Genomic DNA, 15,392 nt, shown 5'->3' with positions numbered 1-15,392 from the left:
ACGCTCCTACCACGAAGACTTCACCACCGAAGAGAAGACCAAACGACAAGAACAAGGCCCCATGAACGGCGCCGCCGCGGTGCCAACACGATGAGCCGCCGGGTCCTGGTCACGGGGGGCGCGGGCTTTCTGGGGTCCCACCTCTGCGAAGCGCTGCTGGAGCGGGGCGACGAGGTGCTCTGCGTCGACAACTTCTACACGGGCCGGAAGGAGAACGTGGCGCACCTCCTCGAGGACCCGCGGTTCGAGGTCATCCGTCACGACGTCACCTTCCCGCTCTACCTCGAATGCGACGCGATCTTGAACTTCGCGTGCCCTGCGAGCCCGATCCACTATCAGCGCGACCCGGTGCAGACGACGAAGACGTGCGTGCACGGCGCGATCAACATGCTGGGACTGGCCAAGCGTACCGGCGCGACGATCCTTCAGGCCTCCACGTCGGAAGTCTACGGCGATCCCGACGTTCATCCGCAACCAGAGGACTACGTCGGCTCGACCAGCTTCACCGGTCCGCGCTCCTGCTACGACGAAGGGAAGCGTTGCGCGGAGACGCTCTTTCACGACTATCGCCGCCAGCACGGGCTCGACACGAAGATCATCCGGATCTTCAACACCTACGGCCCGCGCATGCAGGCGGATGACGGCCGGGTGATCTCGAACTTCATCTGCCAGGCGCTGCGTGGGCGCGACATCACGGTCTATGGCGACGGCAGTCAGACGCGCAGCTTCTGCTACGTGGACGACCTGGTCGTCGGCATCCTCGCCATGCTCGACCAGCCATCCGACGTCGCCGGCCCCATCAATCTGGGCAACCCCGCCGAAACGACGATCGGCGAGACCGCCGAGCTGATCGCGAAGATGGTCGGCACCAAGGGGGGCGTGACCTATCACGACCTGCCCAAGGACGACCCGAAGCGCCGCCAGCCGGACATCACCCTCGCGCGCCGCACCCTCGGCTTCGAGCCGAAGACGCCGCTCGAAGAGGGGCTCGCCAGGACCATCGCCTACTTCCGGACGGCAGGGTGCTGAACGACGAGGCAGGGACGCTCGCCGCTAGTGTCGTGCTGCCGACCTACGCGCGCCCGGCTAAGCTGTCCGCCTGCCTCGAAGGCCTCGCACGACTGAAGCTCGACGCCCCCTTCGAGGTGGTGGTGGTCGACGACGGCTCGCCGGAGCCGGTCGCGCCGGTCGTGGAGGCCTTCTCTGACCGCCTGACCGTGCGCTGCCTGAGGCAGGCCAATGCCGGCCCGGCCCGCGCTCGCAACCACGGCGCGGCGGCGGCCCGCGGGCGTTGGCTCGCCTTCACGGACGACGACTGCGAACCCGAACCCGGATGGCTCCTCGCCCTCGTCCGGGCCCTAGAAGCGCAGCCGGACGCCCTCGTCGGAGGGGCCACCGTCAACGCCGTCGGCGACAACATCTACGCCGATACGGCCCAGGACCTCGTCAGCTTCCTCTACGAACATGCCAAGGTGAAGGCAGCGGACGGGGAGGGGTTCGACTTCTTCACCTCGAACAACATGGCCTGCGCCAAGGCGTCGTTCACCGCCCTTGGAGGCTTCGATGAGACCTTCCCCCTCGCTGCGGGGGAGGATCGCGACTTCGGTCTGCGGTTCAAGGCGTCCGGCGGTCCTTTGCTGTTCGAGCCGAAGGCCGTCATGCGGCACCATCACGACATGAGCCTGTCGCGCTTCGTCCGTCAGCAGCGCAATTACGGCCGGGGCGCCTTCCACCTGCGGGCGCGCGCGTCCGAGAAGGGGGGCGGGAAGGTGCCGTTCGAGGGCGTGCGCTTCTATAGCGGGATGCTGAGCTACCCCTTCCGCCACCGATCGCCGAAACCGCTCGCACGGGCCGTTCTTCTCGGCCTGAGCCAAGCGGCCATGGTCGCCGGGTTCGCCCAGGAAGCCGTGCAAAGGCGGGGCGGGGGCGGGGGCGTCGTCTAGACGCTCGCCGCCGGCGCCTGAACCGGTGCGAAGCGCGCGCGGTCCTTCGGGTTCAAGTGCTGAATGCGGTCCATCTCGAAGGTTTCGAGCCGCTCGGCTGAGCCGCCGGCCCCGGCAAGATAGCCCGCAGCCTGACCCGCCGCGTCGAAGGCGAGGCCGAGAAGCAGGGCGGGCCCGAAGCGCCGCTCGGTCACGTTGGGACGCGCCGGTCCGAAGAGTTCCTGCCGAAGCCGCCGATACCTGATGGCCGGAATGAGCGGCGAGAGGCCCGCATAGGCCGCACGCTTCCAGATCGGCCACCGACCGTCGGCCGCGCGCCGCGCGCCGTAGAGCCGCCCCGCATCGAAGCGCAGCGCAGCGGTAGCCTTCAGGCTGGAGGGGTTGAGGTGGGTGACGCGGGCGCCCGACACGAAGCGGAACTTCGCACCGCGCTCCTTCATCTCGCGGAACAGGTGTCCCTCCCGTCCCATCAAGGACGGCAGATGGTTCGAGTAGGGCGTGAGCGCCTCGCGCCGATAGCTCACATTGTGCGCGGGCACGGCCTCGATCTCGCCATCGGGCGTTCCAGGCGCCCAGGCGGCGTAGGCGATCAGGATGTTCGTCCAGGAGAGTTTCGAGTCGGGGTTCGCATTGTCGACCGTCGTACCGATGGCGTCATAAGGGCCGTCCCAGGCGTCGAGCACCCGCTCGGCCCACTCGGGGTCGGGGAAAGCGTGATCCTCGATCGAGGACACGACGAGGCCACGACCCGCGATCAGGCCAGCCGCGGCGGCATGATCGACGTTCGCGATCTCGCCTTGCGGGACGATCGTGACCGAGTGGAAGGCGCCCAAGGCTTCCGCCTCGGCCACGGCCTCGCGGGTCGGCGCGACGACCACGAGCTCGATACGATCCGCCACCGTCTGGCGCGCCAGCGCCTCCACCGTGCGGCGGAGCGAGGCGAACGTGCCGGGCGTCACCACGACGGCGCTCAGCGCGGGGCGGTCCGCATCGAGGCTGCGCCACTCGTCCTTGATCGTCGTCGCGTCCGTCACTCGCGTTCTCCTGTCTCGGCCCGGGCTTTGCGTGGGTGGCTCGCACGATCCATGCCCGCTAGCTAGCCCTCGTCCGACAAGTGCGTCACCGTCCGGAGTTCGCCATGACAGATCGTCCCACCCGCGTCGCGCTGCTCGGCGCAGGTCGCATTGCGAGCATGTTTCACGCCCCCATCCTGCGCGCGAACCCTAGCGTCGAGCTCGCCATCGTGGCCGATGCCGATCCCGAGCGAAGCCACCTCGCGGAGGGCGTGCCGTTCGTCTCTAACTGGCATCTCGCCATCGAGCGGGACGACGTCGACGCCGTCGTCATCTGCCTGCCCCCCGCCATGCACGCCGAGGCGGCCATCGCCGGCTTCGAAGCGGGCAAGCATGTCTTCGTCGAGAAGCCGGTCGCCTTGACCGCCGAGGACGCGGCGCGGGTCGAAGCGGCTTGGCGCGCTTCTGGCAAGACCGGAATGGTCGGCTTCAACTTCCGCTTCCAGGACCGCTTCGAGGCGCTTCGCGCCGAGGCGGCGGGGGCGGACATCGTCGCGGGTCAGGCCGTCTTCACGAGCGCAAAGCGCGCCTTGCCCGGATGGAAACAGTCGCGTGAGACCGGCGGATCGGTCCTGCGCGACCTCGGCGTTCACCACGCCGACCTCCTTCCGCACCTCCTCGGCGAGCCCATCGTCGCCGTCTCCGCCCGGGAAGCCGAGGAAGGCCGCATCGCGTGGGTGTCCTGGGAGGCGCGGTCCGGCTTGATCGTTCAAGGCTTCTACGCGCTGGTCACCGGTCACTCCGAGCACGGCGTCGATCTCATGACCGCTGAAGGCCACATCGGAACGCGTACGGACGACGCCGTGCCGCCCGCCATGCGAAGACCTGCAGGCCGGGGCGCGCGGACCGAACGCGCGCTGAGGGCAGCGCGGGCCCTTGCCCCCTCCGCCCTTCTTCGGGGCCTTGGCGAGCCGTCCTTCTCCCGCACGATCGGCGCCTTCGTCGACGCCTGCCGCGACGGGCAGAGCGGCGGCGCGGCCGACATCGCCGACGGGGCGCGCGCGCTCTCCCTCGTTCTCGCCGCCGAGGAGAGCGCGGCGGCGGAAGGTCGGCGGGTGACGGTCCCGGCGGATTGAGGATCGGCGGGTGAGAATCCTCTACCTGCACGACTATGCGGACCTTGCGGACGCACCGATGTACCAGCTTCAGAAGCTGCGTGCCGCCGCCGAGCGCGCGGGTCACGAAACGCAGCTGGTTGCGAGCGACGCGGTCGTGTCGAACCCGCCGGACTACGCGCCCGCAACGCTCTGCCGCGGTCATCGCGGCCGCGCGCAGGTGGTGGCGCAGGTCCTCAACCCTTCCGCGATCGCCGCGGTGCGCCGGACCATCGCGCGGTTTCGCCCCGACCTCGTCCACCTGCGCATGGCGGGGTGGCAGCTCTCCCCGCTCGTGATCCGAGCCGTCGGCGACCTACCGGTTCTCTACCAGGCCTGCATCTACAAGGCGGTCTGCCCGAACGGGCGCAAGCTGCTGCCGGACGGCAGCCCCTGTACCTACGAGGCTGGCGCCGCATGCCTGCGTGAGGGCTGCCTGACGCCGCAGACCTTCGTCCTGCAGATGATGCAGCGCCGCCTGATCGGAGCCGTCCAACCCCGCATTCGCTACACGACGGCGTTGAGCCGCCGCATGGCCGACGTGTTGGAGCGTTTCGGCTGGCCTGTCGACGAAGTCATCCCGAACGGGGTCGAGATGGCGGCGCGCAGACCGCCACTCGGCGAGGCGGCAGTGCTGGGTTATGCTGGAAGGCTAGACCGGGAGAAGGGAGTGTTCGTGTTGCTGGACGCCGCCGCCCGGTTGGCCGCGCGAGGGCCGCTGAAACTCCTCATCGCAGGCGACGGGCCCGATGCGGCCGCGCTCAAGACGAGGTCCGCCGAGCTGGGGCTCGACGTCCGCTTCACTGGCCACCTCGGCAGGGCCGAGATGGAAGCCGCGCTCGCGCCCGCCTGGGTGCAGGTCGTCCCCTCCTTGTGGGAAGAGCCGTTCGGCAACGTCACGACCGAGGCGATGATGCGGGGCACCGCCGTCGTCGCCTCGAACGGCGGCGGCCAGGCCGAGATCGTGAAGGACGGCGTCACGGGGCGCCTCGTGCCGCCCGGCAACGCCGAAGCGCTGGCAGGCGCGCTCAGCCCGTACACGAAAGATCGTGCTTTGGCCGAGGCGCATGGCGAAGCGGGGCGGCAGCGGGCGATCGACGCCTTCTCCGACCAAGCGACACAGCGGCGCTACCTCGCGCTCTATGAGGACCTCCTCGCGTGAGCGGCGTTCGCGGTGCCGGAACCACGGACGGCATGCGTGCGGTGCGCGGCGCCTTCGGCTTCTCGCTCGCGCACCGCTACGCCGAGGCGATCCTGCGCATCGCCGTCCTGATGGCGCTTTCGCGCTTCGTGGGCCCTGAGGGCTTCGGCGCGTTCGCGGTCGCGTGGGGAATAGCGCACCTTCTGTCGAGCGCTTGCCAGGAGAGCGTCATCGCGTGGGTCGTCCGCAGCGACGAGGCTGCAGAGCCCAGCCTTAGAGGGCCGCTGATTGTCTCCGCCGCGGCGGCGGCTGTGTGCGGACTGTCGCTCTTCACCTTCGCACGCCCCCTCGCGGCGTTCACCGGCGTGCCGCAGGCTGAGGGGCCATTTCGCATTCTGAGCGTGATGTTCCTCGTACTGCCGCTACAAGCCTGCTTCGTCGGTCTGCTGCGCCGCCGCCTCGCCTTCCACTTGATCGCCATCATCGGCGTCAGCGCGGTCTTTCTCGGCGGCGTGGTCTCGGTTTCGACCGGTGCCCTCGGCTGGCAGGAGAACGCGATCGCGGCGGGCGCGGCGGCCGAAGTCAGCGCGCTCGCGATCGGCGCCATGATCGCGGCCTGGTCCGGTTGGCAGCTCGCCCGCCTGCCGGGTGCGCCGCTCGGCGAGGTCGCACGCTTCTGCGCGCAGGTCAGCGCCGGCAACATCCTCTCGGAGCTCGGGAAGCTGACCGCGACTCTCGCGACGGCGCGGTTCCTCGGCCCGACCGCTGCCGGCCTCTACGACCGCGCGCGGCGAGTGACCTGGACCTTCGGCGACCTCGTCCTGAACGTCGTGTCTCCCGTCGTTCTGCCTGCTCTGGCCGAGGCGAAGCGGGCCGGGCGCGGCTTCGCGCAGGCCTACCTCTTCAAGCTGCATGCGCTGTCGGCGGCCGCGTGGCCCTTCTTCGCGGCGCTGGCGATCGCCGCGGAGCCGGTCGTGCGCGTCCTGCTGGGTCCCGACTGGCTGGAAGCGGTGCCGCTCGTCCGTGCGGCCTGCCTCTTCGGTCTGCCACTGCCCTTCCACGTGACGGACACGCCGTTCCTGATCGCGAGCGGACAGGAGCGCGCCTACCTGCGCATTCAGGCGGTCACGCAGGCGCTGACGCTGGTCCTCGTCCTCGCGGCGGCGCAGGTGAGCGTCGCTATGGTCTTCGTCGCCTACGCGCTCGGCAAGGTCGCCAAGGCGATCATGACGACCCAGGTGCTGGCGGGTAGCTTTGGCTTATCGCCGCGGGACGTGCTCGGCGCGGTCGCGAAGTCGGTCCTCGTGGCGGGAGGCGTGGCGCTGGGCGCGTGGGCGGTTCAGCTGAGCCTGCCTGCATCCGACGCCTGGGCCGACGCGCTCGTCAACGTCGCTGCGACCGGCCTTGTCTGCGGCGTCAGCCTGATCGCGATGGTCCTCCTGACGGGTCACCCCGTACGGGAGGAGGCCGGGGCGGCGCTGCGCCACGGCGCGGAGCGCCTCGGCCTCACCCTTTCACGCTGATGTGAGCCAGGGGGGCGTCCTCAACTCCTAACAGGCCGCAAGGAAGGCCCGGAGGTTTACATGCTCGATTCCCTGAGAACCGCTCTCCGCCTCGCCAAGCGCGAACCGGACATCGGCCGCGTGACCACGTTCACGGACGAGGACCTCGTCTTCTTCATGCCCGTCTATGAGGACGCGCAGGTCGCGTTCCGGGCGCTGACCCGTTTGCGGCGGTACTATCCGGGCTCGCGCCTCGTCGTGCTGTCGGACGGCGACGACACGTTTCCCGGCGAGGCGGTTCAGCGCCGCTTCGGGGCCGAGTATGTTCTCGGTGAGAACCTCTACGGGATCGAGCATGGCGGCAGGATGGTTCACCGGATCCTGGAGCACTACATGCGCGCCCCGGCACGCTACCTCGTCCGGCTCGACTCGGACGCCAGGATCGATCGGCGCTTCTCATGGTTGCCCGAAGCGGACGGCCTCTACGGGAAGGTCGGCGAGCGGTCGGGAACGGTCCAGGGCGGCGCCCTTCTCCTGACGCACGGCGCGGCCGCGAAGCTCTACGATGAGCGGACGCTGCTGTCCGACAAGCTTCTGGATCCGGCGCGAAGCTGGGGGCGCTACAGCACGAAGGCGAACCTGGACCGCAAGCTCGGCCTCGGCACCGTCGCCTATGACAAGGTGATCCACTGGGCGTGCGTCGAGGCGGGCGTGCCGACCCGCGGCTTTTCCGAGATCTACTCCGTTTGGAAGGCGGCTCCGGACGACCTGGAGATCGCGAACGCGGACGAGCGCTACGCCGTCGTTCATCCAGATAAGATGACCTCGGACGAGGTGGCGGCATGAACGCGGATTCCCTCTCGGACGCCCGGGTGCTCGTGACGGGCGCGGCGGGGTTCATCGGGCACGCGGTCGCAAACGCGCTTCTGGACCGGGGTGCCGAGGTCTTCGGGACGGACAACCTCTGCGAAGCCTACTACGCAGCGGCGCTGAAGCGGATGCGCCTCGAAACGCTGACGGGCCGGGAGGGGTTCACCTTCACCGAGGCGGAGCTGACCGACGAGACCGCTATCGGCGCGCTCTTCACGGAGGCCGACCCGACGCACGTCGTTCACTTGGCCGCCCACGCCGCCGTCATGCCTTCCTTCGCGGAGCCTGTGCCTTACGTCAGCGCGAACGTCATCGGCACTCAGGTGATGCTGGAAGCCGCGCGGTCCGCGAAGAGCCTTCGGCGCATGGTCTACGCTTCGACCTCTTCGGTCTACGGCAGCGCGAAGGGCGAGCGTCCGTTCCGGGAAGACCAGCCGACGACGACTCCCATCTCCGTCTACGGCGCCTCCAAGGTCGCGAACGAGGCGATGGCGCAGGCCTACTACACGCAGTACGGCCTGCCGCTCGTGGGCCTGCGGTTCTTCAAGGTGTACGGACCTTGGGGACGGCCGGACACGGTCTTCTTCAAGTTCATGGAGCGCGTCCATCGCGGCGAGCCGGTGCGTCTCCACAATCACGGCGACATCTACCATGCCTTCACCTACATCGACGACATCGTCGGCGGCGTCCTCGGTGCGCTGACGGGTCGTCCGCAGCCGGACGCCGATGGCCGCCATCCGATCTACAACCTGGGAAACCCCGACAGCCAGCAGCTCGGCCACTGCCTTGACCTGATCGAGGAGGCGCTGGGACGCGAGGCGGTCCGCGAGCTCGTGCCGCTGCCCAAGGGCGACCGCTTCTTCTCGATCGCCGACGTCAGCCGTGCGCAGACCGACCTCGGCTACGAGGTCCGGGTACCGGTGGAAGAGGGGATTCCGAACCTAGTCCGCTGGTACCTGGAGACCTGCGCCCCGCACGATCGGCGATGGGGGTAGGGCGGGGTCATGGACCTCGCGATCCTCTACGACGTGCCGCTGCCGAACCGGTACGCGGCGACGATACAGATGCTTCGAACGGCGGCGGCGATGGCAGAGCAGGGGCGGACCTGTTCGTTCCTGACCGCCGAGCACCGGACGTCCGCAGGGGATACGCTCGCTGGCCTCGGGCTTCGTCCTGATACGAACCTTTCCCTCGAAGCCTTCTTCCCGCCGACGCGCTGGCCGCGACTTGCCCGGCGCGCAGGCGTCTTCTTGCAGCTTCGAAGGCTGGCGGCCGACGCGCCGCTGGCGGTGCTCAGCCGGGGCGGGGCCGGGATGGCATCGCTGCCGGTCCTGGCGCGGCTGCGGCGCGCGGATCGTCCGCTGCTGCTCTATGAGGTTCATCGGCTTGCGGGGCTGACGGCCTTCGAGGCGGCAACGGGCCGAAGCGCTTCGCCCGCCGAGGTTCGGGGGCGGGGGGCGCTTCGGGCGCATGCCCGCGACCTTGCCGCCGCGCGGGCGGCCGACGGGCACGTCTTTCTGACCGAAGCGGTCCGCCGGGCGGCGCTCGAGGCCGGGTTCCCGGCGAAGCCTTCCATCGTCCTGCCATCGGGCACGATGATCCCGCCCAAGGAAACTCTCGAGGCGGCGCGGGATCTCGACGTCGTCTACGCTGGGAAGCTCGAGGCGCGTAAAGGCGTGCCGGACCTTCTGGGTGCGATGCGTGAACTGCCGAGCCGTCATCTCGACCTCGCAGGAGGCGGGCCGGACGAGGTCGCCGCGCTGCGTGCCGCCGCGCCGCCCAACGTGCGCTTCCACGGCTGGCTGGACCAGGACGGGGTGAGCGGCTTCTTCGCGCGGGGGCGGGTCGGCGCGTGCCTCCTGCCCTTGGGGCTCGACTCCGTCTCCGACCGGTTCACGAGCCCGATGAAGCTGCTTCAGATGATGGCGCACGGGCTCGCGGTCGTGGCTAGCGATACGCCTGCGATCCGCGCCGTGGTGACGGACGATGAGGACAGCGTTGTGGTCCCGCCCGGCGACGCGCGGGCCGCCGCCCGCGCGATCGATCGGCTGCTGCGCGAGGACGACGAGCGCGCCCGGCTCGGGCGGGCGGCACGGCGGACGGCGGCGCGCTACGCCTGGTCCGAACGGGCGGCCCGCCTCGGCGCGTTCATCGACGAGTTGGCAAGGCAGGGGATCTGACGATCAGTCCGAGAACACTACGGTCTTCGAGCCGTTGAGGAAGGCACGCCCCTCCAGATGCGCCTGCACGGCGCGGGCGAGGACGCGGCGCTCGATGTCGCGGCCCTTGGCAATGAGCGCGCCCGGGCTGTCCGCATGGGTGATGGGCTCGACGTCCTGGGCGAGGATCGGTCCCTCGTCGAGGTCGCCGGTAACGTAGTGCGCGGTCGCGCCGATCATCTTCACCCCGCGCGCATGGGCCTGGTGATAGGGCCGCGCGCCCTTGAAGCCCGGCAGGAAGCTGTGATGGATGTTGATGCAGCGGCCCGCAAGGTACGCCGCCATCTCGTCCGACAGGATCTGCATGTAGCGCGCGAGGACGACGAGCTCGGCGCCCGTCTCTTCGATCAGCGTACGGATCTGCGCTTCTTGCTTTTCCTTCGTCGCCGCCGTGACCGGCAGGTGGTGGAACGGGACGTCGTCCGCGAGGCTATGCGCCAGCGCGTCCTTCGGATGGTTCGACGCGATGGCGACGACGTCCATCTTCAGCTCGCCGATCCTCTGGCGGTAGAGGAGGTCGATCAGGCAGTGGTCGAACTTCGAGACGAGGATCAGGACGCGGGCCGGGACGGACGGGTCGCGCACCGTCCAGTCCATCGAGAACCGCTCGGCGACCGGCGCGAAGGCGCCGCGGACCGCGGAGAGGTCGCCCGCGAAGACGACGCGCAGAAAGAAGCGGCCCGTCTCCTCGTCGCCGAACTGCTGCGCCTCGAGGATGTTCGCGCCTTCGCGCGATAAGGTGCCTGCGACCTCGGCGACGATGCCGGGCCGGTCCTCGCAAGAGAGGGTGAGAAGCCCCTGCGCGGTCATCCCCCGGGCCGCCTCACCGTGCCGCTTCGATGCGGTCCTTGCCCATGAGGGGCTGAAGGACGGCCGGGACGGCGATCGAGCCGTCTTCGTTCTGGTAGTTCTCGAGCACGGCGACGAGCGTGCGGCCGACCGCGAGGCCCGAGCCGTTCAGCGTGTGGACGAATTGGGGCTTCTTGCTGCCCTCGGCCCTGTACCGCGCGTCCATGCGCCGGGCCTGGAAGTCGTGCGTGTTCGAGCAGGAGCTGATCTCGCGGTACTTGCCCTGCGCGGGCAGCCAGACCTCGAGGTCGTAGGTCTTGGCCGCCGAGAAGCCCGTGTCGCCCGCGCAGAGGAGCATGGTGCGGAAGGGAAGCTCCAGGCGCTTCAGGACCTCCTCGGCGCAACCCGTCATGCGCTCGTGCTCCTCTGAAGAGGCGTCCGGTGTCGTGATCGAGACGAGCTCGACCTTGGAGAACTGGTGCATACGGATCATGCCGCGCGTGTCGCGGCCCGCGCTGCCGGCCTCCGCGCGGAAGCACTGCGTCCAAGCGGTCATGCGCTTGGGGAGTTCGGTCTCGGAGAGGATGGCCTCGCGGACGAGGTTGGTTAGGGTGACTTCGGCGGTGGGGGAAAGCCAGAGGTCACCTGCCGCAAAGAGGTCTTCGGCAAACTTGGGAAGCTGGCCGGTCCCAACGAGGGGATCGCCGAGCACCAGAACCGGCGGCGCCACCTCCTCGTAGCCGAACTCCTCCGTGTGCAGGTTCAGCATGAAGGTCGCGAGGGCGCGCTCTAACTTGGCGAGGTCGCGCTTGAGGACCACGAAGCGGGAGCCCGAGAGCTTCGCCGCCGCCTCGAAGTCCATCATGCCGAGCGCCTCGCCGAGGTCGACGTGGTCGCGGGCGCCCGCGATCTCCTTGGGCGTGCCCCAGCGGCGGACCTCGACGTTCTCGCTCTCGTCGGCGCCGTCCGGCACGTCCTCCGCGAGGACGTTGGGGATCGGCAGCAGCGCCTCGCGCAAGTCCTCGGTCAGGCCCCGGTCGGCTTCTTCGAGGCGCTTCACCTCGTCCTTGAGGCCTGCGACCTCGGCCAGGATCGCCTGCGCGCGCGCCTCGTCGCCCGAGGCCTTGGCGGCACCGATCTGCTTGGAGAGCGTCTTTTGCTGCGCCTGCGCCTCGTTCATGGCGCGGGTGTTGGCGACGCGGCCCTCGTCGAGCGTCAGGATCTGCTCGGCGGTGACGTCCGATCCGCGGCGGCGCATCGCGCGGTCGAAGGCTTGCGGGTCGTCTTTGATCGCGCGGAGGTCGTGCATGTCTCAGGTCCTGTTCCGCGCGCGCCCTACCCTTGCGGCGCGCTCGGCGGCAAGGCCAGAGACCCCCGATCAGAGGCCGCGCGGGTCTTCGAGCCCCCTGCGGCGGGCTGCGGCGAGGACGGTGTTCCGAAGCAGGCACGCGATGGTCATCGGGCCGACACCGCCGGGGACGGGGGTCATCCAGCCCGCGACCTCCGCCGCCTCGGGCGCGACGTCGCCGACGAGCTTCGTCTTGCCCTCGCCCTTCTCGGGCGCGTCCACGCGGTTGATGCCGACGTCGATGACGACCGCGCCGGGCTTCACGTGCTCCGCCGTCAAGAGCCCCGGCCGCCCGACGGCGGCGCAGAGGACGTCCGCCGTGCGGCAGACGGCGCCTAGGTCCTTTGTCCGCGAGTGCGCCATGGTGACGGTCGCGTTCGCGGCCTGAAGGAGGAGCGCGAGGGGCTTTCCGACTAGGATTGAGCGGCCGACGACGACCGCCGTCTTGCCGGTCAGGTCCGGCAGCGCGAGGCCCGCGAGCAGCATCGAGCCCTGCGGCGTGCAAGGAACGAGGCCGCGCCTGCCGAGGAGGAGGCGGCCGGCATTGGTCTCGGTCAGCCCGTCCACGTCCTTGTCCGGGTCGATCGCCGCGATGACGCGCAGCGCGTCGATCCCTTCTGGCAGCGGCATCTGGACGAGGATGCCGTCGACCGCCTCGTCGGCGTTGAGCCGTTCCACGAGCGCGACGACGTCCGCCTCGGGGGTGTCCGCGGGCAGGCGGTGGACGAAGCTCAAGAGGCCCGCGGCCTCGGCCTCCCTATGCTTGTTGCGGACGTAGACCTGGCTCGCCGGGTCCTCTCCGACGAGCACCACGGCGAGGCCGACCTGGCCCGGCAGGGTCTTCGCCGCCTCGCCCGCCCGAGCGCGGACCTCCGCGCCCAGCGCCTTGCCGTCGAGAAGACGCGCGCTCATCGCACGTAGCCGCTATGGACCGGCGAGAAGATCGTGTTGTCGAGGAGGACGACCAGGAACTGAAGGCCGATCAGGACGATGATCGGCGAGATGTCGATCCCGCCCATGTTCGGCAGGATGTTTCTGATCGGCCGCAGCAAAGGCTCCGTCAGGGCGTAGCAGGTGCGCAGGACCGCATCGACGAACTGGTTGTGGCGGTTCACGACGCCGAACGCGATCAGCCAGCTGGCGATCACGGTCGCGATCAGGATGAAGATGTAGAGCTGGACGACGGCGTGAACGAGGAAGTCGAGGGCTGCTAGCACGGGCGTGTCCTTTGGGGCGTCTGCTGCAGCGGACATATCCATGGGCTTCGGTTGTCACAAGGTTAGGGCAGGGGCGGGGAGGGCGCCCGCGGCTGCGACGGCCTTCTGATCTTCGCGCTTTCTTCCTACACCGGCGCGATGACACCGCCTCTTACCCTCTGGGCGCTCTCCGACGGGCGGGCCGGGATGCGCAACCAGGCGCTCGGCCTCGCAGAGGCGGTCGGACGGCGCGTGCCCTCCCGCGTCGTCGAGAAGCGGATCGCGGTCCGGCAGCCCTGGGACCGCTTGCCGCGCGCCCTGTGGGGCGACCCCTTCGCGCGGCTCTCCGCGTCGTCCGATCCGTTGGAGCCGCCCTGGCCGGACGTCCTCGTCGCCTGCGGGCGCAGGACGGTGCCGTTCGCGCTGGCGCTCGGGGACCGCTGCTTCACCGTGCAGACCCAGGACCCGCGCGTCTCGCCGGGCCGGTTCGGCCTCGTCGTACCGCCCGCCCATGACGGGCTCGAAGGGGCGAACGTCGTGCCGATCCTCGGCAGCCCGAACCGGCTGAGCGAAGCGCGGCTGGCGGGGGAGGGGGCGGCGCTCGAAGCGGCGCTGCCGCCGCTGCCCCGGCCGCTCGCCGCGGTCCTGATCGGTGGGCCGTCCAAGGCCTATCGGATGACGCCCGCCGCCGTGGACGGCATCGCCGCGCGGCTCGAGGAGGCGGCTGCAGCGGGCTTCGGCCTTCTCGTCACCTTCTCGCGCCGCACGCCCAAGGATACCGAGGAGGAGTTGCGAAGCAGGCTCGCGGACCTGCCCGCCTGGGTTTGGGACGGCGCACCGATCGGCGGCGTCGAGAACCCTTATCCCGGCCTTCTCGGGCTCGCCGAGGTCGTCCTCGTCACCGAGGAGTCGGCCAACATGCTGACCGAAGCGGCCTTTACGGGGCGCCCCGTCCACCTTCTGCGCCTCGAAGGCGGATCGCCCAAATGGCGGCGGCTGCACGAAGACCTCGAAGGGCGCGGCGCGCTGCGACCCGGCGCCCCGCTTTCACAGCGCTGGTCCTACGAGCCCCTTCGCGAGACCGACCGCGCGGCCGAGGCCGTGCTCGCGGCCCTTCGCCTCTCAGGGAAAGTCCGCGGTTGAACCCTCGGCGGCGCTCAATACATTGCCCTCTCCCAAACGAGGCCGCCATGCACACCCACACCAAGCTCCTCATCATCGGCTCCGGCCCCGCAGGCTACACCGCCGCGATCTACGCGGCGCGCGCCATGCTGGAGCCTGTCATGGTGCAGGGCCTGCAGCCGGGCGGGCAGCTGACGATCACGACCGACGTCGAGAACTATCCGGGCTTCGCCGACGTGATCCAGGGCCCCTGGCTCATGGAGCAGATGCAGAAGCAGGCCGAGCACGTCGGCACCACGATGATCCAGGACATCATCACCGAGGCCGAGCTGACCGAGCGCCCCTTCCGCTTCACCGGGGATTCGGGTCGTACCTACACCGCCGACGCGGTCGTCATCGCGACCGGCGCTCAGGCGAAATGGCTGGACCTTCCCTCCGAGCAGAAGTTCCAGGGCTTCGGCGTCTCGGCCTGCGCGACCTGCGACGGCTTCTTCTACCGGAACAAGACGGTGGCGGTCGTCGGCGGCGGCAACACCGCCGTGGAAGAGGCGCTGTTCCTGACCAACTTCGCCAAGAAGGTGATCCTGGTGCACCGCCGGGACTCGCTTCGCTCCGAGCGTATCCTGCAGGAGCGCCTCCTCAAGCACCCTAAGGTCGAGGTGATGTGGAACCGCGAGGTCGAGGAGGTCTTGGGCACCAACCAGCCCCTCGGCGTCACGGGCGTGCGCCTGCGCTCGACGGCGGGGGCGGAGACGGTGGACGTCGACATCCACGGCCTCTTCGTCGCCATCGGCCACGCGCCGGCGACCGAGCTCTTCCGCGGCAAGGTCGACATGAAGGACTCAGGTTACATCCTCACCGCGCCCGACTCGACGGCGACCTCGGTCCCCGGGATCTTCGCGGCGGGCGACGTGACGGACGAGACCTACCGCCAGGCGATCACCGCGGCGGGCATGGGCTGCATGGCCGCACTCGAGGCCGAGCGCTACCTCGCCACGCTGGAGATCGCGGAGGCGGCGGAGTAGGTGGGTGTCAGCCGCGTACCGGAACTCGGACCATGACGCGCCGGCGACACCGTTCGCCCGCTAGAGCGAA

At 69.7% G+C, this 15,392-nt stretch carries 15 protein-coding genes; 10 read left to right on the top strand and 5 right to left on the bottom strand.

The genetic code is table 11. The annotated features are described in order from the left end of the window. Positions 1–90: 90 nt before the first annotated feature. Together GGQ59_RS07965 and GGQ59_RS07960 are read left to right on the top strand one after the other, a co-directional pair. Complete coding sequence (locus GGQ59_RS07965; protein WP_183817279.1) at positions 91–1,029, top strand: UDP-glucuronic acid decarboxylase family protein; 939 nt, start codon at positions 91–93, stop codon at positions 1,027–1,029. Next, positions 1,023–1,943 (top strand): glycosyltransferase, encoded by a 921-nt coding sequence (locus GGQ59_RS07960; RefSeq protein ID WP_183817277.1) that lies wholly within the window; start codon positions 1,023–1,025, stop codon positions 1,941–1,943. The genes GGQ59_RS07965 and GGQ59_RS07960 overlap by 7 nt, the downstream gene beginning before the upstream one ends. Here GGQ59_RS07960 and GGQ59_RS07955 read toward each other — a convergent pair. Further along, on the bottom strand, positions 1,940–2,977 hold the full coding sequence (locus GGQ59_RS07955) for a glycosyltransferase (protein ID WP_183817275.1): 1,038 nt from the start codon (positions 2,975–2,977) through the stop codon (positions 1,940–1,942). The two genes, GGQ59_RS07960 and GGQ59_RS07955, sit on opposite strands and share 4 nt — an antisense overlap. Before the next feature lie 104 nt (positions 2,978–3,081). Here GGQ59_RS07955 and GGQ59_RS07950 point away from each other — a divergent pair, with 104 nt between their 5' ends. From GGQ59_RS07950 to GGQ59_RS07925, 6 genes are read left to right on the top strand one after another with little or no spacing between them, the layout of a single operon-like run. Then, positions 3,082–4,092, top strand: a complete 1,011-nt coding sequence (locus tag GGQ59_RS07950; protein ID WP_183817273.1) for a Gfo/Idh/MocA family protein — start codon at positions 3,082–3,084, stop codon at positions 4,090–4,092. Between the two features lie 10 nt (positions 4,093–4,102). Further along, positions 4,103–5,272 carry a glycosyltransferase gene (locus tag GGQ59_RS15420; protein ID WP_183817271.1) on the top strand — a complete coding sequence of 390 codons (1,170 nt, stop codon included), beginning with the start codon at positions 4,103–4,105 and terminating at the stop codon, positions 5,270–5,272. Continuing rightward, a complete protein-coding gene (locus GGQ59_RS07940) occupies positions 5,269–6,774 on the top strand; it encodes an oligosaccharide flippase family protein (RefSeq protein ID WP_183817269.1) in 1,506 nt (501 codons plus the stop codon). Before GGQ59_RS15420 ends, GGQ59_RS07940 begins: the two co-directional genes overlap by 4 nt. Before the next feature lie 60 nt (positions 6,775–6,834). Beyond that, positions 6,835–7,599, top strand: coding sequence for a hypothetical protein (locus tag GGQ59_RS07935; protein ID WP_183817267.1), 765 nt, complete (start codon positions 6,835–6,837; stop codon positions 7,597–7,599). After that, the gene (locus tag GGQ59_RS07930) at positions 7,596–8,618 is read left to right on the top strand and encodes an NAD-dependent epimerase/dehydratase family protein (protein ID WP_183817265.1); all 1,023 of its coding nucleotides are present in this window, start codon (positions 7,596–7,598) and stop codon (positions 8,616–8,618) included. The genes GGQ59_RS07935 and GGQ59_RS07930 overlap by 4 nt, the downstream gene beginning before the upstream one ends. Positions 8,619–8,627: 9 nt before the next feature. Beyond that, entirely contained in the window at positions 8,628–9,803 is a 1,176-nt protein-coding gene (locus tag GGQ59_RS07925; protein ID WP_183817263.1) for a glycosyltransferase family 4 protein, read from the top strand. A 3-nt stretch (positions 9,804–9,806) separates the two neighbouring features. On the opposite strand, the gene purU is transcribed toward GGQ59_RS07925, so the two are convergent. From purU to GGQ59_RS07905, 4 genes are all read right to left on the bottom strand, one after another. Continuing rightward, positions 9,807–10,652: a formyltetrahydrofolate deformylase gene (purU, locus tag GGQ59_RS07920; RefSeq protein ID WP_183817260.1), complete on the bottom strand. Its 846-nt coding sequence runs from the start codon at positions 10,650–10,652 to the stop codon at positions 9,807–9,809. A 13-nt stretch (positions 10,653–10,665) separates the two neighbouring features. Beyond that, the gene (serS, locus tag GGQ59_RS07915; RefSeq protein WP_183817258.1) at positions 10,666–11,940 is read right to left on the bottom strand and encodes a serine--tRNA ligase; all 1,275 of its coding nucleotides are present in this window, start codon (positions 11,938–11,940) and stop codon (positions 10,666–10,668) included. A gap of 69 nt (positions 11,941–12,009) precedes the next feature. Then, a complete protein-coding gene (folD, locus tag GGQ59_RS07910) occupies positions 12,010–12,891 on the bottom strand; it encodes a bifunctional methylenetetrahydrofolate dehydrogenase/methenyltetrahydrofolate cyclohydrolase FolD (protein ID WP_183817255.1) in 882 nt (293 codons plus the stop codon). After that, positions 12,888–13,232, bottom strand: coding sequence for a YggT family protein (locus GGQ59_RS07905; protein ID WP_221400933.1), 345 nt, complete (start codon positions 13,230–13,232; stop codon positions 12,888–12,890). The genes folD and GGQ59_RS07905 overlap by 4 nt, the downstream gene beginning before the upstream one ends. A gap of 102 nt (positions 13,233–13,334) precedes the next feature. On the opposite strand from GGQ59_RS07905, the gene GGQ59_RS07900 reads away from it, so the two are divergent. Together GGQ59_RS07900 and trxB are read left to right on the top strand one after the other, a co-directional pair. After that, entirely contained in the window at positions 13,335–14,318 is a 984-nt protein-coding gene (locus tag GGQ59_RS07900; protein ID WP_183817251.1) for a mitochondrial fission ELM1 family protein, read from the top strand. Positions 14,319–14,365: 47 nt separating this feature from the next. Then, positions 14,366–15,322, top strand: coding sequence for a thioredoxin-disulfide reductase (gene trxB / locus GGQ59_RS07895; RefSeq protein ID WP_183817249.1), 957 nt, complete (start codon positions 14,366–14,368; stop codon positions 15,320–15,322). The last annotated feature ends 70 nt before the right edge of the window (positions 15,323–15,392 follow it).

Source organism: Parvularcula dongshanensis (assembly GCF_014199615.1).
In the GTDB taxonomy this organism is placed as follows: domain Bacteria; phylum Pseudomonadota; class Alphaproteobacteria; order Caulobacterales; family Parvularculaceae; genus Parvularcula; species Parvularcula dongshanensis.
Note: the sequence above shows the minus strand (reverse complement) of the source record. Positions and strands in the feature narration are given on the sequence as shown.